We start from the raw sequence: 25,582 nt of genomic DNA, 5'->3' as shown, positions 1-25,582 counted from the left end.
AATTCAGCATGAGATATTAGGTTTAATAATGCAACCATTTTGTCCGGACTTTTTCATTTTTGCCTGCCGCGGGCAGCGTTTAGTCGTTCAGCGGAATAGCGATGGTGATGTCTGCCGGGGCCAGCTCACGGCCATCCGCCGCCTGCAGGACCAGCTTACGCAGGGGCTGGCGCTGCTGACGGTCAATGAGCCGGGTCGCCGGTTCGTCGGGCTCGAACAGATAGTCGTCTGCCCACTGGGAGAGGGCGACCAGCACCGTCTGCAGGGCACGGCCCTTGTCGGTCAGGACATACTCCTGCCAGGCGCTGCCATCGGAGGCCGGCTGCAGGCGCAGGATGCCTTCATCCACCAGCATTTTCAGCCGCCCGGCGAGCATGTTTTTGGCAATACCGAGGTTTTTCTGGAATTCGCTAAACCGGCGCACCCCGCGCAGAGCATCGCGGACGATCAGCAGCGACCACCAGTCGCCGATAACATCGAGGGAGCGGGCGATAGGGCAACAGCTGTTTTCCAGACGGGTACGTTTCACGAAAGCCTCCAGGTTAATTGTTTCATTATAAAACTCTTTGCCCGGCAGGGGAAATTTTCGGCTACGGTCTAAGTTTGCGAGCGATTACCAGGAAAAATGTCATAAATCCGTCACAATTAACGCGATGATAATAAATGACTAAGGATGAAGGGATGAAAAAACGTCTACTTGCCGCCGCCGTTGCCGGCGCGGTGATGTTATCCGCTGGCGCTCAGGCGCAGGACTCGGCCGCCCCGGAGGGATATCAGCTGCAGCAGGTGCTGATCATGAGCCGTCACAACCTGCGTGCGCCGCTGGCCAATAACGGCAGCGTGCTCGAGCAGTCCACCGCCAAGGCCTGGCCGCAGTGGGATGTGCCGGGCGGCCAGCTGACCACCAAAGGCGGCGTGCTGGAGGTGTATATGGGCCACTATATGCGCGAATGGCTGGCGCAGCAGAAGCTGGTGACCAGCGGCGAGTGCCCACCGGAAAACGCGGTTTACGCCTATGCCAACAGCCTGCAGCGTACCGTCGCCACCGCGCAGTTCTTTATCACCGGCGCGTTCCCTGGCTGCGGCATTGCAGTGCATCACCAGCCGCAGATGGGCACCATGGACCCGACCTTCAACCCGGTTATTACCGACGACTCCCCCGCGTTTCGCGAGAAAGCGCTGCAGGCGATGGAAAAAGAGCGTCAGGGGATGCAACTGACCGAGAGCTATAAGCTGCTGGAGACGATGATCGATTACCGCAACTCGCCCTCCTGCAAAGAGAAGCAGGTCTGCTCGCTGAGCGAGGGTAAGGATACCTTTAGCGCCGGTTATCAACAGGAGCCGGGGGTTTCCGGTCCGCTGAAGGTGGGCAACTCGCTGGTGGACGCCTTCACCCTGCAATATTATGAAGGTTTCCCGAAAGACCAGGTGGCGTGGGGGGAAATCACCAGCGATAAGCAATGGCAGGTGCTGTCGAAGCTGAAGAACGGCTACCAGGATAGTCTGTTTACCTCGGTAGCGGTGGCACAAAACGTCGCCAAACCGTTGGTTAAATATATCGATAACGCGCTGGTGGGCGAGGAGGCCAACAAGGCGAAAGTCACGCTGCTGGTGGGGCACGACTCGAATATCGCCTCGCTGCTGACGGCCCTGGACTTTAAGCCTTATCAACTACCTGGCCAGTACGAGCGCACGCCCATTGGCGGCAAACTGCTGTTTCAGCGCTGGCATGACAGCGCCGGTAATCGCGATCTGATGAAGATTGAGTATGTCTATCAAAGTACTGAACAGCTGCGTAACGCCGACGCGTTAACCCTGCAGGCCCCGCCGCAGCGGGTCACCCTGGCGCTTAACGGCTGCCCGGTTGACGATCAGGGATTCTGTCCGCTGGAGACCTTTAAAAAGGTGATCAACGAGGCGGCGAAATAATGTAAAAAACCCGGAGCAATCCGGGTTTTTTAGCAGGTTAGGGCGAGACCTGGCGGAAATAAACGTTCTAGACGTTTTTACGCTCAATCGTCTGTTCACCCCAGAACAGCGCATCTTTATCGGTTTTGGCAAAGGCCAGCGCCAGCACTTCGTCGCTGCCTTCCTCCCAGATTTGCTCCGCCAGTTTTTCATCGTAGTGGGCGACTTCGAAAATCGCCTCGGCGATCTCCGGCGAGGTGTTACGTAAACTTGCCCATTCGCCGACGCGATGTGCTTTTGCTTCTTGAGTTGGCATGTTACTCCTCCTGCAGAAGATTAGCCGTGGACTTTAACGGCCAGTTTGGCGACATGTTCGCCCTGATAGCGGGCGATGGCTAACTCTTCCTCGCTCGGCTGACGCGAGCCGTCTCCGCCGGCGATGGTGGTCGCGCCATAAGGGGTACCGCCGCGGACCTGGGAAATATCAAACAGCTCCTGGGCGCCGTAGCCGATCGGGACGATGATCATGCCGTGGTGGGCCAGCGTCGTCCAGGTCGAGGTAATGGTTTGTTCCTGTCCGCCGCCGGTGCCGGTTGAGCTGAATACGCTGGCGATCTTGCCGTACAGGGCGCCGGACGCCCACAGACCGCCGGTTTGATCGAGGAAGGTGCGCATCTGACCGGACATGTTGCCGAAACGAGTTGGGGTACCAAAGATGATGGCGTCATACTCTGCCAGCTCCTGCGGCGTGGCGACGGGCGCGTTTTGCGTTTTCCCGCCTGCTTTGGCAAATGCTTCAGCCTGCATGGTTTCCGGCACGCGCTTCACAACCACCTCAACGCCATCCACCCGGTTTGCCCCATCGGCGACGGCGTGAGCCATGGTTTCAATGTGTCCATACATGGAATAATAAAGCACCAGAATTTTAGCCATTTCCATCACTCCTCGGTTGCGTTATAAGCCAGCCAAATGGCTGGTTACCTTTAAAGATAAAGCCTCCGCCGGAGAGTGCAAATCCAACGGGCATTTATTTGATTTATAACAAAATGACAAAGCATTATTTACTTTTCCTTGCACCGCGCGGCCTGAAAGGGAGAGAAGGAGGAAGCGTTGTGCCTGCTATTTTGGCCGGTGTGGCAAGGGTGTAGCATCAGGATACATTTTTGCCGACTATTTTTTCTCCGCCAGCAGAGTCGGTTAGGACCTGTTCACGCCGCGAGGGGACTTTTTTCGCCCGGGTTTGTTTCTGGATATTTCATTTGCCGCCGTCAGCGGCAGTCATTCACTAACCTTATAGATACGCGGTAAGACAGCGGCGTCGCCGCTCCCGCGTAATGCACTATGATGTCTAACCTAATGGAGGTCAGTAATGGCAAACCATCGTGGCGGTTCTGGCAACTTTGCTGAAGACCGTGAAAGAGCATCAGAAGCAGGACGTAAAGGTGGCCAGCATAGCGGGGGGAATTTTAAAAATGACCCTCAGCGCGCCTCAGAGGCTGGCAAAAAAGGGGGTAAAAACAGTCACGGTAGTCGTGAAAGTTAACGCGCGACTCGCACTGTTCTCTTTGATGCGGTGTTAATCTCCCCGACCCAACCGCATCGCCCTCGCCGCCGGCATCTGCCGGCGGTTTTTTTATCTGTCGGTGGTTGCGCTCCCGCCGGGCGGATTGCACACTGGTCGCCCGTTAATCGTCATGGCTGTCTTATGTCTTCGTTAAAATTCTCCATTACCCGCCAGGAAGCGCTCCTCATCATGATCACCATGTTCTGGGGAGGGACGTTCCTTGCCGTGCAGTATGCGGTGAGCCTCAGCGGGCCGCTGTTTTTTGTCGGTCTGCGTTTCGCGACCGCCGCGCTGGCGGTGGGCCTGCTCTCGCTGCGCACCCTGCGGGGGCTGACGTGGCTGGAGGTGAAGGCGGGGGTGGCGATTGGCGTGGCGATTGCGCTGGGGTATGGCCTGCAGACCTGGGGACTGCAGTCGATCTCCAGCAGTAAATCTGCGTTTATCACGGCGATGTATGTGCCGCTGGTACCGCTGCTGCAGTGGCTGTGCCTGGGCCGTATGCCGGGGGTGATGTCCTGCGTGGGGATTGTGCTGGCGTTTATCGGTTTGATCCTGCTGGCCGGGCCGGAAAATAATCTGCTGGCGCTTGGCGTGGGGGAGATGATTACTCTGGCGAGCGCGCTGGCGATCGCGGCGGAGATTATCCTTATCAGCGCCTGGGCCGGGAAAGTCGATGTCCGCCGGGTGACGGTCGTGCAGCTGGCGACCGCGTCGCTGGTGGCTTTCGCCGCCATGAAGCCGGCCGGTGAGGCGGTTCCGCCGTTGACGCCGGCCCTGCTCGGCGTCGCGCTGGGGCTGGGGATTTTCAGCGCGATCATTCAGGTGACCATGAACTGGGCGCAGCGCAGCGTCTCGCCGACGCGGGCCACCCTTATCTATACTGGTGAACCGGTATGGGCCGGTATTTTTGGCCGGCTGGCCGGTGAGCGTCTGCCGCTGCTGGCTCTGCTCGGCTGCGTCTTGATCCTCGCGGGGGTGCTGGTGAGCGAGCTGAAGTGGAAGCGCAAGTCGCCGCCGCAGGTTTCCACAAACGACGATGCGCAGCCGCTCACGGACCTGGCCGATCGCCGCGAGCCATAATTTTACGCTTCTGATCCTACAGCGGCGCTTATCCTGGCTGGCCTACTCGTCCGGCTCTGATTGTCTCCAGGCCCGCGCCAGCGCAGCGCCGCCGGGCGATGGCATCAGGCACGGCGTCGCTTTTATGCCGGGTGGCGGCTGCGCCTTACCCGGCCTACAGCCCCAAATCACCGCTGGCGCTGGGGCTGCTGAAACTGCCGTTGTTGGCGGCCTCAAAATCGCTGAGACGTTCCCGGAAGGCCGGGGCAGCCCGCATGGATGCGGGCTGAGGGCCGTGTTTTGCAGGGACGCTGCCTCGGCCCGACCCGAAGCCTGCAGGGATAAGTCGAAGGCACCACGCAGTGGCGATGTTGCTGGCCGGAGCCCGGGGGTACAGGGGGCGGCGGCGACTGGCCGCCCCCTGTGCGCTCCCTGCGCTATAAGAGACATAACGCAGAAGACCTATCGGGAGCGCCATCTGCCCGGAAATAACACAGAACAACCGTTTTTCCGGGGCGAAACCGTTGCAAACCGATAACCGTATCAAATTATCCAGCCCTGACGGTCAGTCGGCCCACGCCAGCGCAGCGCCGCCGGGCGGTCAGGCTCCGTACCTGCGGCGGTGCCGGATGGCGGCATAAATGCCTTATCCGGCCTACAGGCTCACACCACCCAGGCCCACGCGCCAACACCGCGCTAATGTGGCTTACACCGGCGTTACCCTGGCCTCCTTCGCCTCGCGCGTCCCGCGATGAAGCAGCGCGTGCAGCAGGATCGCCCCGAAGGTGGCCGTACCAATTCCGCCCAGCGTAAAGCCGCCCAGCGACAGCGCGAAATCGCCGGCGCCCAGCACCAGGGTCACCGACACCATGATCAAATTGCTGTTCTGGCTGAGGTCGACGCGGTTTTGCACCCAGATCCGCGCCCCGGCGACCGCGATCAGGCCAAAGACCACGATCGAGGCGCCGCCGATCACCGGCCCGGGAATGGTGTGGATTAATGCGCCAAACTTCGGCGAGAAGCCGAGCAGCATCGCGATCAGCGCCGCGGCGACAAAGACCAGCGTCGAATAAACCTTGGTCACCGCCATGACGCCAATGTTCTCCGCATAGGTCGTGACCCCGCTGCCGCCCACCGAGCCGGAGAGCATGGTCGCCAGCCCGTCGCCGACGAAGGCGCGCCCCATGTACGGGTCCATATTGCGCCCGGTCATCCCGGCGACGGCCTTCAGGTGCCCGAGGTTCTCGGCCACCAGGATCACCGCGACCGGCGCAATCAACATCATCGCCTGACCGTTAAAGGATGGGGTGGTAAAGTGCGGCAGCCCGAACCACGCCGCCTGGGCGAGGGGGGAGAAGTCCAGCGGTTTGCCAAGGCCAAAGCCGTTAGCCAGCAGGGCGTACAGTGCGCAGGCAACGATCAGGCCGACCAGGATCAGCAGACGCTGCAGCATCCCGCGGGTAAATACCGCGACTATGCCGATGCAGAGCACGGTCAACACCGCCATCCAGCTGTCGAAGGCGCTGGCGGAGACGCTGCGCACGGCAATCGGCGCCAGGTTCAGGCCGATTGCCATCACCACCGCGCCGGTCACCACCGGCGGCATCAGGCGCTCGATCCAGCGGGTGCCGATCTTCATCACCACCAGACCAATCAGGGTGTAAACCAGCCCGCAGGCGATGATCCCGCCAAGGGCGACGCTCAGATGAGGGTTCAGCCCCTGGCCGTTAAAGCCGGTAATGGCGATCACCACCCCGACAAAAGCGGCGCTGGAGCCGAGATAGCTCGGCACCCGTCCGCCGGTGACGACAAAGAACAGCAGAGTGCCGACGCCCGACATCAGAATCGACAGGTTGGGGTCGAGCCCCATCAACAACGGCATCAGCACCGTCGCACCGAACATCGCAACGGCGTGCTGCACGCCCATCACCAGCGTTTGTCCGGCCGACAAGCGTTCATCGGGGGCGACAACGCCGGACTCAGCGGCGGGGGAGGTCAACTTCCAGCGAGGAAAATCGAAGAGTGCCATGATGATATCCCGGGTTAAAGGTTAACAAGCGGGTCGCATAAGCGTGTGATAACCGCGGTCAAACCACATCAGTCCCCGGGGCTCCGGGTGACGGGTAATGGCCACGACGTGACAAAACAGGATGTCGTGCGTCCCGACGCTGACGCGCTGGTCGATGCGGCAGTCGAAGCTGACCAGCGCCGCCTCCAGCCGCGGACAGCCGGTGGCGCCGGTCTGCCAGTCGGCGGCGGCAAAGCGCTCGTCCATTGCCGTTTTACCGCCAAACAGCGTCGACAGGGCCTCCTGTCCGGCCGCCAGGGTATTGACGCACAGCGTGTGGTGTTCGCTGAACACCGGCCACACCGAGGCCGAGCGGTTCAGGCAGACCAGCAGGGTCGGCGGCGTGTCGGTAACGCTGCAGACCGCGCTGGCGGTGAACCCCGCCCGGCCCGCCGGGCCATCGGTGGTAATAATGTTAACCGCGGCGCCGACGTGGGCCATGGCGTCACGAAAATTCGCTTTGTCCGCTAACTCCATCGCCAACTCCTTATGCCAGCAGGCAGGCTTCATCAAAGGACAGACGCGGCAGGCGACCATACAGCTTGCCGGGGTCGCCATAGCCGATGTTCACCAGCAGGTTGCTTTTCCAGCCGTTGTCGGCAAAAAACGCCGCGTCGACTTTTTCCCGGTCAAAACCGGACATCGGCCCGGTGTCGAGGCCCAGCGCGCGGCAGGCGAAAATCAGGTACGCCGCCTGCAGCGAGCTGTTGCGAAACGCGGTCTCTTCCGCCAGCTGCGGGCTGGAGGTAAACCAGCTGCGGGCGTCACCGTGGGGAAACAGGGTCGGCAGCCGGTCGTAGAAGGCGCTATCCCATGCCACGATGGCGGTCACCGGCGCCTGCATGGTTTTCTGCAGATTGCCGCTGGAGAGCGTTGGGCGGAGTTTCTCTTTGCCTTCCGCGCTGCGCACGAACACGATGCGCGCCGGCGAACAGTTGGCGGAGGTAGGCCCCATTTTCATCAGGTCCCAGATGGCCTGCAGTTGCGCGTCGCTCACCGGTTTATCCAGCCAGCCGTTATGGGTCCGGGCCTGGGTAAACAGCATCTCGCAGGCCGTGTGGTTTATCGCGTCGTTCATCGGATCTCCCTGGCGACCGGCAGCATAGCGGCCAGCCCGTCGCATAAAATGGTATTAAACGTATCGGCGTCGGTGACGTTACAGGCATGGCCGCCCCACGGCATCTCCACACGCTGGCTGCCGGGGATCGCCGCCTGCAGCACGCGGGAGCAGGAGGCCGGGACCAGCAGGTCGTCAGCGGCGCTGACAATCAGCGTCGGGCAGGCGATGGCCGCAGCACGGCGTGAAAAATCAGCCTGCTTAAGGGCCTGCAGCCGCTTCAGCAGATTCTCCTTGCCCTGAAAATGGCTGATGGCAAGCGCATCTTCCGCTTCGAGGCGCGGCAGGCGCGCGGCCATCCATTCCGCCGGGTAGAGAAACAGCGGTTGCGCTTCAACCCACGCCTGCGCGCCGCCGGCATGCAGCAGACGCTCGCGCACCAGGAAGCAGCGGCGGGTGTGCGGCGACAGCGTCAGCCAGCCGTTGACCAGCACCAGGGCGCTCACCGCCTCGGGGCGATCGAGCGCCAGCTGCAGGCCAATCAGCGCCCCCAGGGCGTGGCCCACCAGCGCAAAGCGGGTGATCCCCGCCGCCTGCAGGGCGCTGAGCAGCTCCTGGGCCATCGTCGCCATGCTGTAGTCGGCGGGCAGCGGGCCGGCGTTTTCCCCGGTCCCGTTATGGTCATAACTCACCAGCTGATACTGTGCCTCCAGCGCCGCGCGCTGCGCCAGCCAGTAGCCGCCGCCGCCGCCCAGACCGGCGCTGAGGACCACCACCGGCGCGCCGGGCCATGGGGCTGGAGCAATATTGAGCCTCATCATGTCGGGGTGCCGATATGGGCGACGCTGGCGATTTCCACCAGCGCATCAGGCTTCACCAGTCCGCACTGAATGCAGAAGCGGGCCGGTTTATCGCCGGGGAAGAACTCGGCGTAGACCTCGTTAATCGCGGCGTAATTTGTCCAGTCGGTGATAAAGATGCTGTTGAAAGTCACATCCGCCATACTCCCGCCCGCCGTTTCGATAACGCTCTTGATGGTCTCCAGCACGTGGCGGGTTTGCGCCTTTGGGTCGCCGATGTGCACCACATTGTTTTGCTTATCAAACGGCAGGGTGCCCGAGACGTAGACCACCCCGTCGGCGAGCGTTCCCGGAACAAAGGGGGCAATCGGCGTGGTGGTGCCTGGCGGAATAATCACCTGTTTAGGCATAACGTTTCTCCTTGGCTAAAGACAGCGGGGTGGCGGGGGACAGCGCGTGGCAGAAGCTCTCGACGTCGCTGACCCAGCCGAAAAAGGTTTCAATATTGAACAGCGCCGCCTGCTGGGCGAAGGCCGGGCCGGCCTGATGGGTGGCATCCTCCAGCACGATGCCGAAGTATTCGAGAAAGAAGCCATCGCGCAGCGTCGATTCGACGCAGACGTTGGTGGCGATCCCGGTGAACACCAGGTGGCGTATGCCGCGGCTGCGTAAAATGCTGTCGAGCGGGGTGTTAAAGAAGCCGCTGTAACGCGGTTTCGGCAACACGATATCGCCTTCCTGCGGCGTCAGCTCATCCACCAGCTGATAATCCCAGCCGCCTTTCGCCAGCAGCTTGCCCTGCAGTTCCGGACGCTGACGCATCGTTTTCAGCGCGTTGGACTTGTGATAGTTCGGCGAGCCCGGGCCGCCAGCTTCAATATACTGGTCATCCCAGCCATTCTGGAACCAGATAATCAGCATACCCGCGGCGCGGGCGGCGGCGACGGCGGTATTAATATTGTCGATAACCGGCCGGGTGGCGGAGACGTCAAAGCCGGCGAGATCCAGATAACCGCCCTGACTGGCGTAGGCATTCTGCATATCGACCACAATCAGCGCGCTCTGCTGCGGCGCGAAGGTCAGGGATTCCGGGCGAGCGGGAAGGGTAATCATCAGGCCACCTCACGGGTAACAGGAGCAATGTGGTCCCGGCAGCGCATCAGCGGCTGAATGCGTTCGCCAAAGGCGTCGATGCCGGCAAGAAAATCATCAAAGGTCAGCAGCACGCCGTCGGTGCCGGGCACGCTCGCCACTTCATCGAGCATCCGCGCGACGCTGGCATACGATCCGACAAGGGTGCCCATGTTAATGTTGACCGCCGAGGTGGGGTCGGCCATCTGGCGCACGTTGGTATCGCTGCCGGAGCGGGTGTCTTTCTGACTCTGCTCGGTGAGCCACGCCAGCGCTTCTTCATCGGCGCCCGCTTTGTAATGTTCCCATTTGGCGCGCGCCGCCTCGTCGGTTTCGTCGGCGATCACCATAAACAGCACATAGGACCCCACGTCGCGGCCGGTTTTTTCCGCCGCCTGCATCATGCGTGCGGCGGTTGGGGCAAAGGCCGTTGGCGTGTTGACTCCTTTGCCAAAGCAGAAGTTGTAGTCCGCGTGCTGGGCGGAGAAGGCCATACCGGCATCGCTCTGCCCGGCGCAGATCACCTTCATCGGCTGCGAAGGGCGCGGGCTGACCCGGCAGTCGTTCATGGTGAAGTAATCACCTTTGAAATCGCTGCGCCCGGTGCCCCACAGGTCACGGAGCACCTGAACGTATTCGGTGAGATAGTCATAGCGGCTGGCGAAATAGTCATCTCCCGGCCACATGCCCATCTGGTCATATTCCGGTTTTTGCCAGCCGGTCACCAGATTGACGCCAAACCGGCCGCCGGAGATGGAGTCGATAGTGGAGGCCATTCGGGCGACAATCGCCGGCGGCAGCGTCAGGGTGGCGGCGGTGGCGTAGATCTGGATCTTCGAGGTCACCGCGGCCAGGCCGGCCATCAGGGTGAAGGACTCCAGGTTGTGATCCCAGAATTCAGTTTTCCCGCCGAAGCCGCGCAGCTTGATCATGGAGAGCGCGAAGTCGAAATGGTAGTGCTCGGCCTTCTGCACGATAGCCTTATTCAGTTCGAAGGTCGGCATATACTGCGGGGCATGAGTAGAGATCAGCCAGCCGTTGTTGCCAATGGGAACGAAAACACCAATTTTCATACCTACCTCTCTGCAGTCATGGAAGATGGAGTTGCGGTGGTGCGGCATCCTGCCTCTCCCTGGACCACCTCGCAGAAGAGCTAAAGCAAACGCGATGCCAGTTTTATAAATGCTAATGTTATTAATGTGTTACTTTTGAGTTGCTAAAAAGGACGATAAAAAAGTGGACTGGATGGTCAAAATCAGTGCACGAAAAAACGGCAGTCATGCGCAATCAGGGTGCACGGGGTCGTGTCGGCGCAGGGCTTTTGCTATGCTGGTGGCGTCAACTGAAGGAGAGGATGTATGACACAAGGCGCGGTGAAGAAAAACGGCAAACGTTCACAAGCGGTAAGCGCCAAAAAGGAGGCCATCCTGGCCGCCGCGCTGGAGGCATTTTCGCAATTTGGTATTCACGGTACGCGACTGGAGCAGGTGGCTGAGCGCGCCGGGGTATCGAAAACCAATCTGCTCTATTACTACCCTTCGAAAGAGGCGCTGTATGTGGCTGTCCTGCAGCAGATCCTCGCCATCTGGCTGGCGCCGCTGAAGGCGTTTCGCGAGGATATCAGCCCGCTGGTGGCGATCCGCGAATATATTCGCCTGAAGCTGGAGGTGTCCCGCGATCATCCCCAGGCCTCGAAGCTTTTCTGCCTCGAGATGCTGCAGGGGGCGCCGCTGCTGATGGGCGAACTGACCGGGGACCTGAAAGCGCTGGTCGATGAGAAATCGGCGATTGTCTCCGGCTGGATCGACCGCGGCAAGCTGGCGCCGGTCGATCCGCAGCATTTAATCTTTATGATCTGGGCCACCACCCAGCATTACGCCGACTTCGCCACCCAGGTGGAGGCGGTCACCGGCGCCACGCTGCAGGATGCGGCCTTTTTTGAACAAACGGTCGATAATGTCCAGCGGATGATTATCGAAGGCATTCGCGTCCGTTAATTGGCCGGCGGCAGCGGGCAGCTTTGATCGCCATCCTCGCACTGCAGCAGCGAGGCGAGGAAAGACTCCCGCTCCACGCTCTTATCGGTCATGCACTGGCTTACCAGCATCGGCTGCATGCTGCCGCCTTCGGCGCCGGACGCGAGAAAGGCGCAATCGGCGTCGCGCAGGGCGATCCATGCCTGCTGCGCCTGCTTCAGTAATGTTTGTTGTTTACCCACCGCCCGCTGCAGGGCCTGCTGCCAGGTGTCATTCAGCTTTTTGTCGGCCGCCTGATACTGCGCGGCCGCGCACTGATTCATTTCGGTTTGGGTATTGGCGTTGCTGCACTCGTCCGCCAGCGCCGCGCCGCTGGCCAGCAGGGCCATCACGGCAAATAACGTGCGTTTCATTGTTCTGCTCCCATAAAAAAGGCTCCCGTCCGGGAGCCTTAATTAAACACAGCTGACGTCGGCTGTCATTAGCTGATCACAGCGCCGATTTCGCGGAGGACGGCGCATAGCGCCTTATCCGGGCTACCTCGTTGTATTGTTATGTTGTCGGGTGGCGCTACGCTTACCCGACCTACAATACAGGCCGTCCTCCGTGCCATGAGACAGGTAGCCCCGGTAAGCGCAGCGCCACCGGGGATGATCACAGCGCCGATTTCCCGGATGACGGCGCACAGCGCCTTATCCGGGCTACCTCGTTGTATTGTTATGTTGTCGGGTGGCGCTACGCTTACCCGACCTAGAATACAGGCCGCCCCCCGTGCCATGAGACAGGTAGCCCCGGTAAGCGCAGCGCCACCGGGGATGAACACAGCGCCGCTCTCCCGGATGGCGGCGCACAGCGCCTTATCCGGGCTACCTCGTTGTATTGTTATGTTTTCGGGTGGCGCTACGCTTACCCGACCTACAATACAGGCCGCCCCGTGCCATGAGACAGGTAGCCCCGGTAAGCGCAGCGCCACCGGGGATGAACACAGCGCCGATTTCCCGGATGGCGGCGCACAGCGCCTTATCCGGGCTACCTCGTTGTATTGTTATGTTGTCGGGTGGCGCTACGCTTACCCGACCTACAATACTGGCCACCCCCCGTGCCATGAGACAGGTAGCCCTGGTAAGCGCAGCGCCACCGGGGATGAACACAGCGCCGATTTCCCGGATGGCGGCGCACAGCGCCTTATCCGGGCTACCTCGTTGTATTGTTATATTGTCGGGTGGCGCTACGCTTACCCGACCTACAATACAGGCCGTCCTCCGTGCCTTTGGCGGTGTTATGTAGCCCCGGTAAGCGCAGCGCCACCGGGGGAGCCTGTTTTAGCCGATGGTCATCAGGCTGGCGTTACCGCCTGCCGCCGCGGTGTTAACGCTCAGCGAGCGCTCGATATACAGCCGCTCCAGCAGCAGGTTGGTTTCGCCGCGGGCGAAGCCCTGCACCGAGACAATCGCCCCCTCGCGCGCCGCCACCTGCTCGCACAGCTCGCGCAGCTGGTCGGAATCGCCGTGGTAGATAACCGCGTCGAAGGCCTGGCCAGGTAACTGCTCCGCTTTGGCAAAGCGAATGCGCTCGCTGACCTCCCGCGGCAGCTTCTTCGCCAGATCGCGCTGCAGGGCGCTGTCCGGCCACAGTACTTCACAACCCACCGCCAGCACAGCCGCCAGCTGGATCAGCGCATCCTGTTCATTATCCGCCACGCACAGCACGCGCTCGCGCGGCATCAGCGTCAGGGTATTGCGCTCGCCGGTTGGCCCCGGCAGCAGGCGTTGGGTGCCGCTTTGCGCCTGCTCGCTGTACTGCTGGCACAGCGCCTGCAGCTCAGGACGGCCCGCCGCCCACTGCTGCAGCGCCTGCAGCGGTTTTTCCAGCAGCGTTTTCAGCTGGGCGTCCAGCGGGCGCTCCGCATCCTGGCGGGCGAAGGTCACGCCAACCGCGTCCTGCGGACGGCTGGAGAGCAGACGGTACAGATACAGCGGACCGCCGGCTTTCGGACCGGTACCGGACAACCCTTCGCCGCCGAACGGCTGCACGCCGACCACCGCGCCAACCATATTGCGGTTGACGTACAGGTTGCCCACCTTCGCGCTGCCGGTGACCTGGGCGATGGTCTCGTCGATGCGGGTATGCACGCCGAGCGTCAGGCCGTAGCCAGAGGCGTTAATCTGCTCCACCAGTTTGTCCAGCTCGTTACGGTTATAGCGCACCACGTGCAGCACCGGGCCGAAGACCTCTTTTTTCAGCTCGTCGAAGCTATCGAGTTCGATAAGCGTCGGCGGCACAAAGGTCCCGTGGCGCCATTCGCTTGCGTCTTCGCTATTCTCGCGCACCGCCTGGTAGACGGTGCGTCCTTTGGCGCGCATCGCCTGAATATGGCGTTCAATATTCTCTTTCGCTTCCGCATCGATAACCGGGCCGATGTCGGTGGTCAGCCGACCCGGGTTACCCATCCGGCACTCGCTCATGGCGCCGCGCAGCATGGTCAACGTATGGTCGGCGACTTCCTCCTGCAGGCAGAGGACGCGCAGGGCGGAGCAGCGCTGGCCGGCGCTGTCGAACGCGGAAGCCAGGACGTCGATCACCACCTGCTCGGTCAGCGCCGACGAGTCGACGATCATCGCGTTCATCCCACCGGTTTCAGCGATCAGCGGCGTCGGGCGACCCTGGGGGTCGAGGCGGCTGGCAATATTGCGCTGCAGCAGCGTCGCCACTTCGGTGGAGCCGGTGAACATCACGCCGCGTACGCGCTCATCGGAGGTTAGCGCGGCGCCCACGGTTTCCCCGCGGCCCGGCAACAGTTGAATAACGCCCGGCGGCACGCCGGCCTCCAGCAGAATCGCCACGCCCTGGGCGGCGATCAGCGGCGTCTGCTCGGCTGGTTTCGCCAGCACGCTATTGCCGGCGGCCAGCGCGGCGGCAATCTGGCCGGTGAAGATCGCCAGCGGGAAGTTCCACGGGCTGATACAGACCACCGGGCCCAGCGGGCGGTGGGTTTCATTATCGAAATCGTCGCGCACCTGGCCGGCATAATAGTGCAGGAAGTCGACGGCTTCGCGTACTTCGGCGATGGCGTTGCTGAAGGTTTTACCCGCCTCGCGCACCAGGATCCCCATCAGGGTCGGCATCTGGCTTTCCATCAGCACCGCGGCGCGCTCAAGAATGGCGGCGCGCTCCTGCGGCGGGGTGGCGAACCAGATCGGCGCATTGTTGATAGCGCTGGTCAGCGCCTGCTGCACTTCGGCGTCGCTGGCTTCGCGGACGTAGCCGACGATATCTTTCGGCTCTGCCGGGTTAACCACCGGCTGCATTTCGCCTTCGGCCACCGGCTGCTCCAGCATCGGCAATGCCTGCCATTTATGCAGGGCGCTGTTGAGCAGGGAAGAGGAGAGGGAGGCCAGACGGTGCTCGTTCGCCAGATCGAGACCGGCGGAATTGCTGCGGCCGCTGCCGTAGAGATCACGCGGCCGCGGGATTTTCGGATGCGGCAGGCCGGCCTGGCCTTCCTGCTGCGCCAGTTTTTCTACTGCGCTGACCGGGTCGGCCACCAGCTCGTCCAGCGGCAGGGTATTGTCCGCGATACGGTTGACGAAAGAGGTATTGGCGCCGTTTTCCAGCAGACGGCGCACCAGATACGCCAGCAGCGTTTCGTGGGTGCCCACCGGGGCGTAGATCCGGCACGGCCGGTTCAGTTTGCCGTCGGCGACTTTGCCCACCACCTGCTCGTACAGCGGTTCGCCCATGCCGTGCAGGCACTGGAACTCATACTGGCCCGGGTAGTAGTTCTGGCCCGCCAGCTGGTAGATAGCCGCCAGGGTATGGGCGTTGTGGGTAGCGAACTGCGGGTAAATCAGGTTCGGCACCGCCAGTAGCTTCTTCGCGCAGGCGAGGTAGGAGACGTCGGTGTAAACCTTGCGGGTATAGACCGGATAGCCTTCGAGGCCTTCCATCTGCGCGCGTTTGATTTCGCTATCCCAGTAGGCGCCTTTCACCAGACGGATCATCAGGCGACGGCGGCTGCGGGTGGCGAGGTCAATCAGGTAATCAATAACAAACGGACAGCGCTTCTGGTAGGCCTGAATAACAAAGCCGATGCCGTTCCAGCCGGCCAGCTCTGGCTCGAAGCACAGTTTTTCCAGCAGATCGAGGGAGATCTCCAGGCGATCGGCCTCTTCGGCGTCGATGTTGATGCCGATATCGTACTGGCGCGCCAGCAGGGTCAGCGATTTCAGACGCGGGTAAAGCTCTTCCATCACCCGGTCATACTGCGCGCGGCTGTAGCGCGGGTGCAGAGCGGAGAGCTTAATGGAGATGCCCGGCCCTTCATAAATGCCGCGGCCGTTGGAGGCTTTGCCGATGGCGTGGATCGCCTGCTGATAAGAGACCATATAGGCCTGAGCGTCGGCGGCGGTCAGCGCCGCTTCGCCGAGCATATCGTAGGAGTAGCGGAAACCTTTTTCTTCCAGTTTACGGGCGTTAGCCAGCGCTTCGGCGATGGTTTCGCCGGTGACGAACTGCTCGCCCATCAGGCGCATCGCCATATCCACGCCCTTGCGGATCAGCGGTTCGCCGCTCTTACCGATGATGCGGTTCAGGGAGCGGGAGAGGCTGGTCTCGTTATGGGTCGACACCAGTTTGCCGGTAAACAGCAGCCCCCAGGTGGCGGCGTTGACGAACAACGACGGGCTGCGGCCGATGTGCGACTGCCAGTTGCCGTTGCTGATTTTGTCGCGGATCAGCGCATCGCGGGTGGCTTTATCCGGAATACGCAGCAGGGCTTCCGCCAGGCACATCAGCGCCACCCCTTCCTGTGAGGAGAGGGAGAACTCCTGCAGCAGACTCTGCACCATGCCGGCGCGGCCGCTGGCGGTCTTCTGGTTGCGCAGTTTTTCCGCCAGCTGATACGCCAGCTTGTGCGCCTGTTCGCCCAGCGACTGCGGCAGTCGGGCCTGTTCCAGCAGCATCGGTACCGCGTCGGTTTCCGGACGTCGCCAGGCGGCGGTAATCGCTGCGCGGCTCACCGACTGCGGCAGGATCTGCTCGGCAAATTCGAGGAACGGTTGATACGGCTCTTCCGCCGGTGAACCCGCTTCATCGCTTTCATTGGCGGCGCCGTTCAGAAGCGCCGGCAGCTCAGGCAGCGTCTCATCGTTTTCCAGCTTTTCCAGATAATTGAAGATGGCCTGTTTAATCAGCCAGTGCGGCGTGCGGTCAATACGGCTCGCGGCGGACTTAATGCGCTCGCGAGTTGCGTCGTCAAGCTTAACACCCATGGTGGTGGTGCCCATGCTCAAAACTCCTGTCATTTATCGTTAGGCTTATGCGGTTGCATGGAAATATCCACTATGTTGCAACTTTGTGCAACCTTGTTAATTATGGCTTGTGACGCAAGCCGTGAAATGGCGGATTTGTTAAAAATAATGCCTAAAATAGCAGAATTTTAACCCCGTGCTCATAGGGTATTTGTATGCGTGAGTTAACACTTTTGTTTGGTGCAACCTTTAAAAACGTGAGAGAGTGCAACCTCTAAAAAAATGACGTTTTGCGCTGTCGGGTTTTCGTGTAAATGCTGTGTTAAATCATTTGTGAAAAACCGAAGCTTCCGTCAGGATACGGTCGCCCAATTAAACAACGCACCATTACCCCGTTCCGGTAGTGGAAAAAAACGACGAAGCGGGATGCTGTCGATAAAAATTCTGGAGACTTTGCATGGCTATTAGCACACCGATGCTGGTGACATTTATTGTTTATATTTTTGGTATGGTTTTAATAGGGTTTATAGCCTGGCGTTCGACCAAAAACTTTGATGATTATATTCTCGGGGGGCGGAGTCTGGGGCCATTTGTGACCGCGCTTTCCGCCGGCGCCTCGGATATGAGCGGCTGGCTGCTGATGGGCCTGCCGGGCGCCATTTTTCTCTCCGGGATTTCCGAAAGCTGGATTGCCATTGGCTTAACGCTGGGGGCGTGGATTAACTGGAAGCTGGTAGCCGGGCGCCTGCGCGTGCATACCGAGGTGAATAATAACGCCCTGACGCTGCCCGATTATTTTACCGGCCGTTTTGAAGATAAAAGCCGGGTGCTGAGAATTATTTCAGCGCTGGTTATTCTGCTGTTCTTTACCATCTATTGTGCATCGGGAATTGTGGCGGGGGCGCGTCTGTTTGAAAGCACCTTCGGCATGAGTTATGAAACCGCACTGTGGGCCGGGGCGGCGGCGACGATTATCTATACCTTCGTCGGCGGTTTCCTCGCCGTCAGCTGGACCGACACCGTGCAGGCCAGCCTGATGATTTTTGCCCTGATCCTCACCCCGGTGATCGTGATTATTTCCGTCGGCGGCTTTGGGGATTCGCTGGAAGTCATTAAGCAAAAGAGCATCGAAAATATCGACATGCTCAAGGGGCTGAACTTCGTGGCGATTATTTCGCTGATGGGCTGGGGGCTGGGCTATTTCGGTCAGCCGCATATTCTGGCGCGCTTTATGGCGGCGGATTCGCACCACAGCATCGTCCACGCGCGTCGCATCAGTATGACCTGGATGATCTTGTGCCTGGCGGGCGCGGTGGCGGTCGGCTTCTTTGGTATCGCCTACTTCAATAACAACCCGAGCCTGGCGGGCGCGGTTAATCAGAATGCCGAGCGCGTGTTTATCGAACTGGCGCAAATCCTGTTTAACCCGTGGATTGCCGGGATCCTGTTGTCGGCGATTCTGGCGGCGGTGATGTCCACCCTGAGCTGTCAGTTGCTGGTCTGCTCCAGCGCAATCACCGAAGATTTGTATAAAGCCTTCCTGCGTAAAAACGCCGGCCAGAAAGAGCTGGTGTGGGTGGGCCGTATGATGGTGCTGGTGGTTGCCCTGGTGGCGATTGCCCTGGCGGCCAATCCGGAAAACCGCGTGCTGGGACTGGTGAGCTACGCCTGGGCTGGCTTCGGCGCCGCCTTTGGTCCGGTGGTGCTGTTCTCGGTGATGTGGTCGCGCATGACCCGTAACGGCGCGCTGGCCGGGATGGTGATTGGCGCCCTGACCGTGATCGTCTGGAAGCAGTTTGGCTGGCTGGGCCTGTATGAAATTATTCCGGGCTTTATCTTCGGTAGCCTGGGGATTGTGGTCTTTAGCCTGCTGGATAAAGCGCCGTCGGCCAGCATGCAGCAGCGCTTCGCCGAAGCGGATGCCCATTATCATACGCCGCCGCCGGTACGCGCCACGGCTGAGTAAGGTCATCTGACGCTCACGAGCCCGCCGTTGGCGGGCTTTTTTTTGCCTGTTGCCGGGCCGGAATATTATAACCCTTGCTAATTATTTGAAAATCCGCTGATATTTCCTGACTAATAACAATGAGGATAGCAAAGATGACGTTCAGACAGGGTGCAATGGCGCTGGTGCTGGCAGGGTTACTCAGCGGCTGCGTGGCGGGTGGAAGTTCGTCGACCCGCGCGCCGAAGCCCGGCGCCTGCCCGGCGGATCGGTCCATGGTGCAAACCACGCTTTATTTCGGCCTGAGCCGCCCGGCGGGGAAAGACATCACTGCTGAAGAGTGGCAACAGTTTGTCGACCGCGACGTCACGCCGCGCTTTCGCGATGGGCTGACGGTGTTTGATGCCCGCGGCCAGTGGCTTGGCCAGAATGGTCAGGTGGTGCGGGAGCAGAGTAAGGCGCTGATGGTGATCCATGGCAACGATGCGCAGAGCGAGGCCGGTATTGAAGCCCTGCGCCAGGGCTATAAATCACGCTTCGCGCAGGAGTCGGTAATGCGTGTCGACCAGCCGGTCTGCGTGCAGTTCTGAGTAAACGGCGGGGGCAGCCCCGCCGTTTGTCTTACAGCACCAGCCCGGCGAAGCTGGCGGAAAGCAGGCTCACCAGCGTGGCGCTATACACCAGCCGCAGGCCGAAGCGGGAGACGATATTGCCCTGCGGTTCATTCAGGCCTTTGATCGCCCCGGCGATAATGCCGATCGAGGCAAAGTTGGCAAACGACACCAGGAAGACCGAGAGAATGCCGAGCCCGCGCGGCGTCATGCTGGCGGCAATCTTTTGCAGCTCAATCATCGCCACAAATTCGTTAGCGACCAGTTTGGTGGCCATGATGCTGCCGGCGTTCAGCGCATCGCTCAGCGGGATACCGATAAGCCAGGCCAGCGGATAGAAGACGTAGCCGAGGATCTGCTGGAAGCTGAGACCAAACAGGGTAGCGAACAGCGCGTTAATGGCGCTGATCAGGGCGATAAAGCCGATCAGCATCGCCAGAATAATCATCGCCACTTTAAAGCCGGCCAGAATATATTCCCCGAGCATTTCAAAGAAACTCTGCGATTCGTGCAGCTTCTCGAGTTTTATTTCCTGCTCGCTGTCCGGCCGCGTCGGGTTAATCACCGACAGCACGATAAAGGTGCTGAACATATTCAGGATCAGCGCCGCGACGACATATTTGGCATCCAGCATGGTCATATAGGCGCCGACAATCGACAGCGATACGGTCGACATGGCCGTCGCCGCCATGGTGAACAGACGCCGTGAGGAGAGGTCGCCCAGCACGCCTTTGTAGGCGATGAAGTTTTCCGACTGGCCGAGGATCAGCGAACTGACGGCGTTGAAAGATTCCAGCTTACCCATGCCGTTTACCTTCGACAGCAGGGTACCGATGACACGAATGAAAATCGGCAGGATCCGCCAGTGCTGAAGAATACCAATCAGCGCGGAAATAAACACAATCGGACACAGGACGCCCAGGAAAATAAAGGCTAACCCTTTTTCGCTCATGCCGCCAAAGACGAAATTGGTCCCTTCGGCGGCAAAGCCTAACAGTGAAGCAAAAAAGCCGGAGATATTTTTCACCAGCCACAGGCCGCTTTCTGCGTGCAGGAAAAAGAAGGCGAGCGCTATTTCGATAATAATCAACTGGAGAATGTAACGAATACGAATATTTTGTCTGTCGTAGCTGACAAGCCAGGCCAGGGCGAGGATCACCACCAGCGCCAGCAGGAAATGAAAAAATGCAGTCATGTTGTTCTTTTCGCAGGTCAATAAGGCCGCCATTTAGCCATAGCCGCCGCCACGGGTAAATATCTGGCGTAAAAAATCCTTTGCTTATTCTTTTCCCTCATAACAGGCGAATATTTTCGTAAGTCATTATTTGCCAGCGATTTATTTACAGATAGTCATCATTCTCTAAACATTTCGCTTGTGTTTCTGAGTATTGTAATGATAATCACTATCATAAATATTACCTGTTTTTGCATTCGTTGACGGTGCTTTACATTTAAGGGTATTGGCATGTTTGTCCCATTTCTCATTATGTTACGCGAAGGCCTTGAGGCGGCGCTGATTGTCAGCCTGATCGCCAGCTATCTGAAACGCACCCAGCGCGGCAACTGGATTGGCGTGATGTGGATTGGCGTGATCCTCGCGGCGGCGCTGTGTCTTGGCTTAGGCATTTTTATCAACGAAACCACCGGGGAATTTCCTCAGCGCGAACAGGAGTTGTTCGAGGGGATCGTCGCGGTCATCGCGGTAGTGATCCTGACGTGGATGGTCTTCTGGATGCGCAATGTCTCGCGCAACGTTAAACAGCAACTGGAGCAGGCCGTGGACAAGGCGCTGCAGCGCGGTAATCACCATGGCTGGGCGCTGGTGATGATGGTCTTTTTCGCCGTTGCTCGTGAGGGGCTGGAGTCGGTCTTCTTTCTGCTGGCGGCATTCCAGCAGGATGTCGGCATCTGGCCGCCGCTGGGGGCGCTGCTGGGCCTGGCCACGGCAATCGTGCTGGGCTTCCTGCTCTACTGGGGCGGTATCCGCCTTAACCTCGGCGTGTTCTTCAAATGGACCAGCCTGTTTATTCTGCTGGTGGCCGCTGGCCTGGCCGCGGGGGCGATCCGCGCCTTCCACGAGGCTGGCCTGTGGAACCTGTTCCAGGATACGGCCTTCGATCTGAGCAACGTGCTGTCGACGCATACGCTGTTCGGCACACTGCTTGAAGGGATCTTCGGCTACCAGGAGACCCCGAGCGTTAGCGAAGTGGCGGTCTATCTGCTTTATCTGATCCCGGCGCTGGTGCTGTTTGCCCTGCCGCCGCGGAATAATACCACTGCCTCGCGGGCTGCCTGACCGGGCGCTGCGAGCTTATAAGCGACACTCTACTTACCGAAAGGGATGATCATGATGATTCATTTTCGCCGTAATGCGCTGCGGGCGACCGTGGCCGCGCTGCTCAGCTCTGCATTGGGTGCTCAGGCTGCGGATATCCCGCAGGTCAAAGTCACCGTCAACGACAAGCAGTGCGAGCCGATGCAGGTGACCGTTAAAGCGGGTAAAACCCAGTTTATTATTCAGAACCATAGCCAGAAAGCGCTGGAGTGGGAAATTCTGAAAGGGGTCATGGTGGTAGAAGAGCGTGAGAACATCGCGCCGGGCTTTACCCAAAAGCTCACCGCTAACCTGCAGCCAGGCGAATATGATATGACCTGCGGCCTGCTCACCAACCCGAAAGGGAAACTGATTGTCACCGGCGAAGCAACCAAAGACGCGGCGAAAGCGGATGCGGTGTTGAGCCTCGGCGACGCGATCACCGCTTATAAGGCCTATGTGACGGCGGAAACCGCGCAGCTGGTCAGCGGCACCAAAGCCTTTACCGACGCGGTGAAAGCGGGCGATATCGAAAAAGCGAAAGCGCTGTACGCCCCGACGCGCCAGCATTACGAGCGCATTGAGCCGATTGCCGAGCTGTTCTCTGACCTTGACGGCAGCATCGACGCCCGCGAAGACGACTTCGAGAAAAAAGCGGAAGATCCGAAATTCACCGGTTTCCACCGTCTGGAAAAGGCGCTGTTTGGCGATAACAGCGTCAAGGGCATGGGAAAATATGCCGATCAGCTGAACAGCGATGTGCTGGAGCTGCAAAAACGCATCAGCGAGCTGGCGTTCCCGCCGTCAAAAGTGGTGGGCGGGGCGGCAGGATTAATTGAGGAAGTCGCAGCCAGCAAGATCAGCGGCGAAGAAGATCGTTACAGCCACACAGACCTGTGGGACTTCCAGGCCAACATTGACGGCGCACAGAAAATCGTCGACCTGCTGCGTCCGCAGCTGCAAAAAGAGAACAGCGCGCTGCTGGCGAAAGTGGACGCCAACTTTAAGAAAGTGGACAGCATCCTCAGCAAATATCGCACCAAAGACGGTTTCGAGACCTACGATAAGCTGACCACCGCTGACCGTAATGCGCTGAAAGGGCCGATCACCACCCTGGCGGAAGATCTGGCTCAGCTGCGCGGGATCCTGGGTCTGGACTAAGTCGATGGCACAACAGAAACCACACGACGTGAACGAGCCGTCACGTCGTCGCTTACTGAAAGGGATCGGCGCGCTTGGCGGCGCGCTGGCCATCACCGGCGGCTGCCCGGTGGCGCATGCGGCAAAAGCAGAAAGTTCCCCCGGGACGCTCACACCCGACGCCCGTCAGGAAAAACAGCCCTTCTACGGCCCGCATCAGGCGGGCATCCTGACGCCGCAGCAGGCCTCGATGATGCTGGTGGCGTTCGATGTGCTGGCGTCAGATAAAGCTGACCTCGAGCGTCTGTTTCGGCTGCTGACCCAGCGTATCGCCTTTTTAACCCAGGGCGGCCCGGCGCCGGATACGCCGAATCCCCGGCTGCCGCCGATGGATTCCGGCATCTTAGGGGCGTGGATTGCACCGGATAACCTGACCATGACCGTCTCGGTTGGCCATTCACTGTTTGATGAGCGTTTTGGCCTGGCGGATAAAGCGCCGAAAAAACTGCAGCCGATGACCCGCTTCCCCAACGATTCACTGGATGCCGCCCTGTGTCATGGCGACCTGCTGCTGCAGATCTGCGCCAATACTCAGGATACGGTGATCCACGCCCTGCGCGATGTCATCAAACATACGCCGGATCTGCTGAGCGTGCGCTGGAAGCGGGAAGGGTTTATCTCCGACAGCGCGGCGCGCAGTAAAGGCAAAGAGACCCCGATCAACCTGCTGGGATTCAAGGACGGCACCGCTAACCCGCCGAGCCACGACAGCGCGCTGATGGATAAAGTCGTGTGGGTGACAGCCGATCAGGACGAGCCGGCCTGGACCGTGGGCGGCAGCTATCAGGCGGCGCGAATTATCCAATTTCACGTGGAGTTCTGGGATCGGACGCCGCTCAAGGAGCAGCAGACGATCTTTGGCCGCGACAAGCACAGCGGTGCGCCGCTGGGGATGAAAAACGAACACGATACCCCGGATTACAGTAAAGATCCTGGCGGCGAAGTCATTGCGCTGGATAGCCATATTCGTCTGGCCAATCCTCGCACGCCGGAAACCCAGTCCAGCCTGATGATGCGCCGCGGCTACAGCTATTCGCTGGGCGTCACTAACGCCGGACAACTGGATATGGGGCTGTTATTCGTTTGCTATCAGCACGATCTGGAAAAGGGTTTTCTGACGGTGCAGAAACGGCTTAACGGCGAGGCGCTGGAGGAGTACGTCAAACCCATCGGCGGGGGCTACTTCTTTGTTTTACCCGGCGTAGTGGATGAAAAACACTATCTGGGAGAGTCGCTGCTGCAGGCCTGATACCGACCCTGTCCGTGAGGGCAGGGCGTTTTCTGCTGTTTTTCTCTTTTTTATTATATTTCCTGCCATGTGTTATATTTCTGTAATACAAATGACCGATAGTCTCCTACACTTGCTTAAGAACTATTTGTTGCGTCATTGTGAAAAATAAGTTGCATTAAGAATCTTTTTTGATGTACTTATTACATACGCGGTAGTTCCCGGCAGTGTGACGTTTCACTATGGAGATCGCGAATGGTAAGGTCCCGTACCGGACAACGTAAAACCACAGACCGTACTCTTCAGCACGGAAGCCCCGCTTCCGGCAGCGATTTTCTTACTCTTTCTCCCTCCGCTTCGAATTATTACCACCTTGGCAGGGTACGCGGTGCGCGTAGCCGCGACTCGTTGTCAGTTCTACCGGCAAGCAATGGCTTACAAGGAAGCCAAACCTCAATCGTTCGTGCGCATAGTCGCGTCGATGTTGACGCGTGTGATGTAAACCTACAACGCAAGGTGCTATCCATGGGAAGACAAAAAGCAGTGATCAAAGCTCGTCGTGAAGCAAAACGTGTGCTGAGACGGGATTCACGTAGCCATAAACAGCGTGAAGAAGAATCGGTCACATCGCTTGTGCAAATGAGTGGCGTAGAAGCAATTGGCATGGCGCGGGACAGCCGTGATACTTCCCCAATTGAGGCGCGCAATGAAGCTCAGGCGCATTATCTGAATGCCATCGACAATAAACAGCTGATTTTCGCCACCGGCGAAGCCGGATGCGGCAAGACCTGGATCAGTGCGGCGAAGGCAGCTGAAGCGCTGATCCATAAGGATGTGGACAGAATTATTGTTACCCGTCCCGTTCTGCAGGCCGATGAAGATCTTGGCTTCTTACCGGGAGATATCGCCGAGAAGTTCGCGCCCTATTTCCGACCGGTTTACGACGTGCTGGTGAAAAGGTTGGGGGCTTCCTTTATGCAGTACTGCCTGCGTCCGGAAATCGGCAAGGTGGAAATCGCGCCGTTCGCCTATATGCGCGGACGTACCTTTGAAAATGCGGTGGTGATTCTGGACGAGGCCCAGAACGTGACCGCAGCGCAAATGAAGATGTTTTTAACCCGCCTCGGGGAGAACGTGACGGTCATCGTCAATGGCGATATCACCCAGTGCGATTTGCCCTCTGGTGTGAGGTCTGGCCTGAGTGATGCGCTGGCGCGTTTTGAGGAAGACGAGATGATCGGCATCGTGCGTTTCACCACCGATGACTGCGTGCGCTCGGCTCTCTGCCAGCGGACGCTGAAAGCCTATTATTAATCGTCATACTGTGAGCAAGGCCCGGGCTAGCCCGGGCTTTGTTGTTTTTGGGCATCCTCCCGGCGGCGCTGCGCTTAGCCGGGCTACCTGGCGGGTAGGGTCTGGTAGCCCGGGAGAGGCATTGCTGCCGACCCCGGGGATGTCTGCGGTGCCACATG

General features: G+C 59.6%; 24 protein-coding genes. 10 read left to right on the top strand and 14 right to left on the bottom strand.

Features of this window, described 5'->3' with window-relative positions; translation table 11 throughout:
• Nucleotides 1-79: 79 nt before the first annotated feature.
• On the bottom strand, nt 80-529 hold the full coding sequence (locus tag DTA24_RS18755) for a winged helix-turn-helix transcriptional regulator (protein WP_012542276.1): 450 nt from the start codon (nt 527-529) through the stop codon (nt 80-82).
• A gap of 152 nt (nt 530-681) precedes the next feature.
• Here DTA24_RS18755 and agp point away from each other — a divergent pair, with 152 nt between their 5' ends.
• Entirely contained in the window at nt 682-1,929 is a 1,248-nt protein-coding gene (gene agp, locus DTA24_RS18750) for a bifunctional glucose-1-phosphatase/inositol phosphatase (RefSeq protein ID WP_016160599.1), read from the top strand.
• A 67-nt stretch (nt 1,930-1,996) separates the two neighbouring features.
• Here agp and DTA24_RS18745 read toward each other — a convergent pair whose 3' ends face one another.
• The 3 genes from DTA24_RS18745 to DTA24_RS28340 form a co-directional block, all read right to left on the bottom strand.
• On the bottom strand, nt 1,997-2,224 hold the full coding sequence (locus DTA24_RS18745; RefSeq protein ID WP_008805934.1) for a YccJ family protein: 228 nt from the start codon (nt 2,222-2,224) through the stop codon (nt 1,997-1,999).
• A gap of 20 nt (nt 2,225-2,244) precedes the next feature.
• A complete protein-coding gene (gene wrbA / locus DTA24_RS18740; protein ID WP_008805935.1) occupies nt 2,245-2,841 on the bottom strand; it encodes an NAD(P)H:quinone oxidoreductase in 597 nt (198 codons plus the stop codon).
• 217 nt (nt 2,842-3,058) lie between these two features.
• Nucleotides 3,059-3,160 (bottom strand): hypothetical protein, encoded by a 102-nt coding sequence (locus tag DTA24_RS28340; RefSeq protein WP_223168430.1) that lies wholly within the window; start codon nt 3,158-3,160, stop codon nt 3,059-3,061.
• Nucleotides 3,161-3,277: 117 nt separating this feature from the next.
• On the opposite strand from DTA24_RS28340, the gene DTA24_RS18735 reads away from it, so the two are divergent.
• Together DTA24_RS18735 and DTA24_RS18730 are read left to right on the top strand one after the other, a co-directional pair.
• Entirely contained in the window at nt 3,278-3,451 is a 174-nt protein-coding gene (locus DTA24_RS18735) for a general stress protein (protein WP_002898708.1), read from the top strand.
• A gap of 162 nt (nt 3,452-3,613) precedes the next feature.
• Nucleotides 3,614-4,552: a DMT family transporter gene (locus tag DTA24_RS18730; protein ID WP_008805936.1), complete on the top strand. Its 939-nt coding sequence runs from the start codon at nt 3,614-3,616 to the stop codon at nt 4,550-4,552.
• Between the two features lie 685 nt (nt 4,553-5,237).
• Here DTA24_RS18730 and rutG read toward each other — a convergent pair.
• Genes rutG through rutA form a run of 7 tightly spaced genes read right to left on the bottom strand, consistent with a single transcriptional unit; the run spans nt 5,238 to nt 10,660 of the window.
• On the bottom strand, nt 5,238-6,560 hold the full coding sequence (gene rutG / locus DTA24_RS18715; protein ID WP_008805937.1) for a pyrimidine utilization transport protein G: 1,323 nt from the start codon (nt 6,558-6,560) through the stop codon (nt 5,238-5,240).
• A 21-nt stretch (nt 6,561-6,581) separates the two neighbouring features.
• Nucleotides 6,582-7,076: an NADH-dependent FMN reductase RutF gene (rutF, locus tag DTA24_RS18710; protein ID WP_008805938.1), complete on the bottom strand. Its 495-nt coding sequence runs from the start codon at nt 7,074-7,076 to the stop codon at nt 6,582-6,584.
• Nucleotides 7,077-7,086: 10 nt separating this feature from the next.
• A complete protein-coding gene (locus tag DTA24_RS18705; protein WP_023339872.1) occupies nt 7,087-7,677 on the bottom strand; it encodes a malonic semialdehyde reductase in 591 nt (196 codons plus the stop codon).
• The gene (gene rutD / locus DTA24_RS18700; protein WP_023339873.1) at nt 7,674-8,477 is read right to left on the bottom strand and encodes a pyrimidine utilization protein D; all 804 of its coding nucleotides are present in this window, start codon (nt 8,475-8,477) and stop codon (nt 7,674-7,676) included. Before rutD ends, DTA24_RS18705 begins: the two co-directional genes overlap by 4 nt.
• On the bottom strand, nt 8,474-8,866 hold the full coding sequence (gene rutC / locus DTA24_RS18695) for a pyrimidine utilization protein C (protein ID WP_004204505.1): 393 nt from the start codon (nt 8,864-8,866) through the stop codon (nt 8,474-8,476). Before rutC ends, rutD begins: the two co-directional genes overlap by 4 nt.
• The gene (gene rutB, locus DTA24_RS18690) at nt 8,859-9,569 is read right to left on the bottom strand and encodes a pyrimidine utilization protein B (protein WP_023339874.1); all 711 of its coding nucleotides are present in this window, start codon (nt 9,567-9,569) and stop codon (nt 8,859-8,861) included. Before rutB ends, rutC begins: the two co-directional genes overlap by 8 nt.
• Nucleotides 9,569-10,660 (bottom strand): pyrimidine utilization protein A, encoded by a 1,092-nt coding sequence (rutA, locus tag DTA24_RS18685; RefSeq protein ID WP_004204507.1) that lies wholly within the window; start codon nt 10,658-10,660, stop codon nt 9,569-9,571. The genes rutB and rutA overlap by 1 nt, the downstream gene beginning before the upstream one ends.
• A 285-nt stretch (nt 10,661-10,945) precedes the next feature.
• On the opposite strand from rutA, the gene rutR reads away from it, so the two are divergent.
• Nucleotides 10,946-11,584 (top strand): HTH-type transcriptional regulator RutR, encoded by a 639-nt coding sequence (gene rutR / locus DTA24_RS18680; protein ID WP_047666343.1) that lies wholly within the window; start codon nt 10,946-10,948, stop codon nt 11,582-11,584.
• Here the strand turns inward: rutR and DTA24_RS18675 are convergent.
• Nucleotides 11,581-11,976 carry a lysozyme inhibitor LprI family protein gene (locus DTA24_RS18675; protein WP_008805943.1) on the bottom strand — a complete coding sequence of 132 codons (396 nt, stop codon included), beginning with the start codon at nt 11,974-11,976 and terminating at the stop codon, nt 11,581-11,583. The two genes, rutR and DTA24_RS18675, sit on opposite strands and share 4 nt — an antisense overlap.
• A gap of 909 nt (nt 11,977-12,885) precedes the next feature.
• Nucleotides 12,886-16,848 (bottom strand): trifunctional transcriptional regulator/proline dehydrogenase/L-glutamate gamma-semialdehyde dehydrogenase, encoded by a 3,963-nt coding sequence (gene putA / locus DTA24_RS18670; RefSeq protein WP_123837020.1) that lies wholly within the window; start codon nt 16,846-16,848, stop codon nt 12,886-12,888.
• Nucleotides 16,849-17,269: 421 nt separating this feature from the next.
• On the opposite strand from putA, the gene putP reads away from it, so the two are divergent.
• Both putP and DTA24_RS18660 read left to right on the top strand, forming a co-directional pair.
• A complete protein-coding gene (gene putP, locus DTA24_RS18665) occupies nt 17,270-18,778 on the top strand; it encodes a sodium/proline symporter PutP (protein WP_008805945.1) in 1,509 nt (502 codons plus the stop codon).
• A 134-nt stretch (nt 18,779-18,912) separates the two neighbouring features.
• A complete protein-coding gene (locus tag DTA24_RS18660) occupies nt 18,913-19,347 on the top strand; it encodes a DUF3574 domain-containing protein (protein WP_008805946.1) in 435 nt (144 codons plus the stop codon).
• Nucleotides 19,348-19,378: 31 nt separating this feature from the next.
• Here the strand turns inward: DTA24_RS18660 and DTA24_RS18655 are convergent, their stop codons facing one another.
• A complete protein-coding gene (locus DTA24_RS18655; protein ID WP_012968585.1) occupies nt 19,379-20,563 on the bottom strand; it encodes a NupC/NupG family nucleoside CNT transporter in 1,185 nt (394 codons plus the stop codon).
• A gap of 270 nt (nt 20,564-20,833) precedes the next feature.
• On the opposite strand from DTA24_RS18655, the gene efeU reads away from it, so the two are divergent.
• From efeU to phoH, 4 genes are all read left to right on the top strand, one after another.
• The gene (gene efeU, locus DTA24_RS18650) at nt 20,834-21,664 is read left to right on the top strand and encodes an iron uptake transporter permease EfeU (protein WP_008805948.1); all 831 of its coding nucleotides are present in this window, start codon (nt 20,834-20,836) and stop codon (nt 21,662-21,664) included.
• Between the two features lie 51 nt (nt 21,665-21,715).
• Nucleotides 21,716-22,843, top strand: coding sequence for an iron uptake system protein EfeO (efeO, locus tag DTA24_RS18645; RefSeq protein ID WP_012542259.1), 1,128 nt, complete (start codon nt 21,716-21,718; stop codon nt 22,841-22,843).
• A gap of 4 nt (nt 22,844-22,847) precedes the next feature.
• The gene (efeB, locus tag DTA24_RS18640) at nt 22,848-24,131 is read left to right on the top strand and encodes an iron uptake transporter deferrochelatase/peroxidase subunit (RefSeq protein WP_008805950.1); all 1,284 of its coding nucleotides are present in this window, start codon (nt 22,848-22,850) and stop codon (nt 24,129-24,131) included.
• A gap of 504 nt (nt 24,132-24,635) precedes the next feature.
• Nucleotides 24,636-25,424, top strand: a complete 789-nt coding sequence (gene phoH, locus DTA24_RS18635; RefSeq protein ID WP_002898923.1) for a phosphate starvation-inducible protein PhoH — start codon at nt 24,636-24,638, stop codon at nt 25,422-25,424.
• The last annotated feature ends 158 nt before the right edge of the window (nt 25,425-25,582 follow it).

The organism is Klebsiella sp. P1CD1 (assembly GCF_003790505.1).
Classification (GTDB): Bacteria; Pseudomonadota; Gammaproteobacteria; order Enterobacterales; family Enterobacteriaceae; genus Klebsiella; species Klebsiella variicola.
The sequence above is the reverse complement of the archived record's forward strand: the minus strand, read 5'-3'. Positions and strand labels throughout refer to the sequence as shown.

Coding starts and splice junctions, on each gene's coding strand:
- efeB (WP_008805950.1), top strand. CDS start 22,848: ATGGCACAACAGAAACCACACGACGTGAACGAGCCGTCACGTCGTCGC.
- rutB (WP_023339874.1), bottom strand. CDS start 9,569: ATGATTACCCTTCCCGCTCGCCCGGAATCCCTGACCTTCGCGCCGCAG.
- DTA24_RS18660 (WP_008805946.1), top strand. CDS start 18,913: ATGACGTTCAGACAGGGTGCAATGGCGCTGGTGCTGGCAGGGTTACTC.
- rutR (WP_047666343.1), top strand. CDS start 10,946: ATGACACAAGGCGCGGTGAAGAAAAACGGCAAACGTTCACAAGCGGTA.
- putA (WP_123837020.1), bottom strand. CDS start 16,848: ATGGGCACCACCACCATGGGTGTTAAGCTTGACGACGCAACTCGCGAG.
- DTA24_RS18735 (WP_002898708.1), top strand. CDS start 3,278: ATGGCAAACCATCGTGGCGGTTCTGGCAACTTTGCTGAAGACCGTGAA.
- agp (WP_016160599.1), top strand. CDS start 682: ATGAAAAAACGTCTACTTGCCGCCGCCGTTGCCGGCGCGGTGATGTTA.
- DTA24_RS18655 (WP_012968585.1), bottom strand. CDS start 20,563: ATGACTGCATTTTTTCATTTCCTGCTGGCGCTGGTGGTGATCCTCGCC.
- rutD (WP_023339873.1), bottom strand. CDS start 8,477: ATGATGAGGCTCAATATTGCTCCAGCCCCATGGCCCGGCGCGCCGGTG.
- rutF (WP_008805938.1), bottom strand. CDS start 7,076: ATGGAGTTAGCGGACAAAGCGAATTTTCGTGACGCCATGGCCCACGTC.
- efeO (WP_012542259.1), top strand. CDS start 21,716: ATGATGATTCATTTTCGCCGTAATGCGCTGCGGGCGACCGTGGCCGCG.
- rutC (WP_004204505.1), bottom strand. CDS start 8,866: ATGCCTAAACAGGTGATTATTCCGCCAGGCACCACCACGCCGATTGCC.
- putP (WP_008805945.1), top strand. CDS start 17,270: ATGGCTATTAGCACACCGATGCTGGTGACATTTATTGTTTATATTTTT.
- DTA24_RS18675 (WP_008805943.1), bottom strand. CDS start 11,976: ATGAAACGCACGTTATTTGCCGTGATGGCCCTGCTGGCCAGCGGCGCG.
- DTA24_RS18705 (WP_023339872.1), bottom strand. CDS start 7,677: ATGAACGACGCGATAAACCACACGGCCTGCGAGATGCTGTTTACCCAG.
- phoH (WP_002898923.1), top strand. CDS start 24,636: ATGGGAAGACAAAAAGCAGTGATCAAAGCTCGTCGTGAAGCAAAACGT.
- rutA (WP_004204507.1), bottom strand. CDS start 10,660: ATGAAAATTGGTGTTTTCGTTCCCATTGGCAACAACGGCTGGCTGATC.
- wrbA (WP_008805935.1), bottom strand. CDS start 2,841: ATGGCTAAAATTCTGGTGCTTTATTATTCCATGTATGGACACATTGAA.
- rutG (WP_008805937.1), bottom strand. CDS start 6,560: ATGGCACTCTTCGATTTTCCTCGCTGGAAGTTGACCTCCCCCGCCGCT.
- DTA24_RS18745 (WP_008805934.1), bottom strand. CDS start 2,224: ATGCCAACTCAAGAAGCAAAAGCACATCGCGTCGGCGAATGGGCAAGT.
- efeU (WP_008805948.1), top strand. CDS start 20,834: ATGTTTGTCCCATTTCTCATTATGTTACGCGAAGGCCTTGAGGCGGCG.
- DTA24_RS18730 (WP_008805936.1), top strand. CDS start 3,614: ATGTCTTCGTTAAAATTCTCCATTACCCGCCAGGAAGCGCTCCTCATC.